Here is a 3,347-nt window from a genome sequence, read left to right as displayed (position 1 = left end):
TTTGTCCCGCCTGAAACTGCCCTGCGCGGGCGGCGTCCGGGTGACCCCGGCGAGACGGGAAATGCTGCGCATTTCCACTGGCAGCCTCGGCCCTATTCTCCGCGCGCGGGCCTCACTTAAGACACAGAGGGGACACCAACCAAACACCCAACGGGGATCGCCACCTATCCGAAAACCGACGGATCGAAAGAATTTTAACCCTCGGAAAGCTATTCTTCCACCGAATGGCACTATTTTTGTAACTTCACAAACCCGATATATCCATTAACCCACGAAAAAAGATGAAACGATTACTGATTCTGGGCGCTGTGGCGACCCTCGTCGCTGCTTGCGGCCCGAAACAAAACGCGAAACCCGATCCGCTGGTCGTGGCGAACGACTCGCTCTCGCAGGTGATCGCCGCCAAAGACTCGATCATCAACGACGCCTTCAACAGCATCGGCGAAATCGCGGCCAGCATAGACCGAATCGCTGAACACGAACGGCTGGTGACCGCTGCGGCCGCCTCAGGAAACGAGCTCTCGAAACCGATGAAAGAGCGAGTGGCGGAAAACATCACAGCCATCAGCGAACTGCTCGACAAAAACCGCGCGGCGATCGCCCGGTTGCAGGTGTCGGCCGACAAACTCAAAGAGGCCCGCGTGCAGATCGGAGGACTCGAACGGCTCATCACCCAGTTGCAGGAACAGCTCGACCAAAAGAACACCCAACTCGCGTCGCTGACCGACCAGGTAAAGGCTCTGAAGGTCGAAATCGCTGCGCTGGGACATACGGTCACCAACCTCGAACAGGACAAAACCGAATTGCAGGGAGCCGTAGCCGAACAGGATGCCCAGCTGCACACGGTCTACTACATCGTCGGGAAAGAAAAAGAGCTGCTCGACGACCAGATCATCGACAAGAAGGGCTTTATCGGACGCACCCGCGTGATGAACGATCAGGCCAAGCTGGACGACTTCACGGTTGCCGACGACCGGGTGATCGAACGGATTCCGATCGGCAAAAACCGGGTGCGGATCGTCACGATTCACCCCGAAACGAGCTACATCCTCATCAAGGGCGACAACAACCAGATCGAAGAGTTGGTGATTACCGACAAGGACGCTTTCTGGCAGAACTCCAGAATGTTGGTCATCTCGCACAGATAGGCGACACGGCCACTCAACGAGTCGACCGGGGCTTCTCTTCCACGCAAGAGGAGCCCCGGCCTTTTTTATTTTGCCCGGGCCGTTTTGCCGGCGACCGGGGAGACGTTATTTTTGTAACCGACTTTTACACCCCCCGACTATGAAAATCGGAAACCTGGAGCTGGGCCCCGTGCCGCTCTTTCTGGCCCCCATGGAGGATGTCACCGACCCGTCGTTCCGCTACGTCTGCAAGCGGTTCGGGGCAGACATGATGTACACGGAGTTCGTCTCGGCCGACGGGCTGATCCGCGATGCGCGCAAGTCGCTCGCGAAGCTCCGGCTGGCGGACGAGGAGCGTCCGATCGGGATCCAGATCTACGGCAACGAGATCGAACCGATGGTCGAGGCGGCAAGGATGGCCGAGGCGGCGGGGCCGGAGGTGATCGACATCAATTTCGGATGCCCGGTCAAAAAGATTGCGGGGCGGGGAGCCGGGTCAGGCATGATGCGCGATGTCCCCAAGATGGTGGAGATGACGAGGCGGATCGTACAGGCGGTGAGGTTGCCGGTGACGGTCAAGACGCGGCTGGGGTGGGACGAAGAGTCGAAAAACATCGAGGAGATCGCCCTACGGTTGCAGGACGTGGGGATTCAGGCGCTGACGATCCACGGGCGGACGCGGGCGCAACTCTATCGGGGCGAGGCGGACTGGACGCTGATCGGGGCGGTGAAGAACCATCCGTCGATCCGGATTCCGATCATCGGCAACGGGGACATCGATTCGGGGCCGAAGGCGGCGCAGATGCTGGAGCGTTACGGGGTGGACGGGCTGATGATCGGGCGGGCGACTTTCGGGCGGCCGTGGATTTTCCGCGAGGTGCGGCACTTTCTGGAGACGGGGGAGGAGCTTCCGCAGCCGACGGTGAGGGAGCGGGTAGCGCTGGCTCGGGATCACCTGGCGCGGTCGGTGGAGCTCAAGGGGGAGCGGACGGGGGTCTTGGAGATGCGCCGGCACCTGAGCAGCTATTTCAAAGGGTTGCCGGACTTCCGCGAAACGCGGGCCCGGCTGGTGACGGAGCCTGAGGCGGAGGGGGTGGCCCGCTTGCTCGACTACATCGGGGAGCGGTGGGGAGAATGGGATGCGACGGGCACTGTCCCTCCGTTCATCTACGACCGGCCGCAGGGCGAACAGCGCTGACGGGGCGCCCCGGGCTACCGCGAAGGCGGGAATCTCGGAAAATTGGGAAAACTCGGTGACATAGGCAGTTACGGATACAGTTGGTCTTCCACAATAAAAGACTCATTCTGCATTTTCTTGTATTTCACTCCCCAGCACCTCGCATCCTGCAACGAACACTATCAAGCCTACGGTTATCAGTTGCGGTGCCTCTCGGAATAAACGGGGCAAGAGCTTTCGACGGAACCGATTGGGGACTTAGAACCTGGGCTTATATTTCATTTCTTTGATTCTGATTTTTAGGGGTACTGAACCGCACGGCCCGCCCCGGGCTTCCGCAGCCACGGAGGAGGTTCATTGTGGAACATCGGCAACGGCGCATATCACTGGAACGCAGAGGGCCATCTCATCCACGCCATACATTTGCACTTCACCATCCAAGAATTACTGCCCCACAATTCGACCTATCGAGCTACCGGTTTTCAGTTGCGCTGCCTCTCGGAATAAACGGTGCCGCTCGGCACCCGAAAGATGGCCGGGTCTACCCTGAATAATCTAACAGCCTCTATCATTAATTCGACTTTGCAGCCAGACGCCCAGGAGGAACAGCAACTCTCGACGCGCAAGCGGCGGGTTGCGGGCCTCCCGAGGGGAGGCGTCCGGCCCGCGCGACCCATAGGGTCGCAAAAACTCATCCTCATTCTGTAAAGTTCGTCCTTGGGCGCTATTTCATTCTTAGCCTAAGTTCGCCGCCAGCGGTGAGTGCAACGAGCTCCGACGAGTTGCAGCCCTCCGCCTGCCGGGGCGGCAGACTGCGCGGCTCAAAGAGCCGCAGAAACTCAGCCCATTTCTGGGCGTGACAACACCCCATTCACCGCCCCTCGTTCTTTCAAGTTCGTCCTCGGCGCGCGCCCCACGCGCCGCTAATGCGTCGCTGCGCCCGAGGACGGCGACCTAAAGGTCGCACAAGCACAGCCCAACCCACGGCCCAAAGCAGAGCCTAGTTCTCCGTCCCGTGTCCGCCTCATTGCGGCTCCGCTTTC

General features: G+C 59.9%; 2 protein-coding genes. Both read left to right on the top strand.

Features of this window, described 5'->3' with window-relative positions; all coding sequences use genetic code 11:
- The first annotated feature begins 281 nt into the window (after window positions 1–281).
- The gene (locus QZ302_RS09490) at window positions 282–1,148 is read left to right on the top strand and encodes a hypothetical protein (protein ID WP_294594792.1); all 867 of its coding nucleotides are present in this window, start codon (window positions 282–284) and stop codon (window positions 1,146–1,148) included.
- Window positions 1,149–1,287: 139 nt separating this feature from the next.
- Complete coding sequence (gene dusB / locus QZ302_RS09485) at window positions 1,288–2,325, top strand: tRNA dihydrouridine synthase DusB (RefSeq protein WP_294594790.1); 1,038 nt, start codon at window positions 1,288–1,290, stop codon at window positions 2,323–2,325.
- The last annotated feature ends 1,022 nt before the right edge of the window (window positions 2,326–3,347 follow it).

It is taken from the genome of uncultured Rikenella sp., from assembly GCF_910579375.1.
GTDB lineage: Bacteria > Bacteroidota > Bacteroidia > Bacteroidales > Rikenellaceae > Rikenella.
This window is presented reverse-complemented; position numbering and strand designations above follow the sequence as displayed.

Excerpts from the sequence above, each read along its gene's own strand:
- dusB (WP_294594790.1), top strand. The coding sequence starts at position 1,288 with ATGAAAATCGGAAACCTGGAGCTGGGCCCCGTGCCGCTCTTTCTGGCC.
- QZ302_RS09490 (WP_294594792.1), top strand. The coding sequence starts at position 282 with ATGAAACGATTACTGATTCTGGGCGCTGTGGCGACCCTCGTCGCTGCT.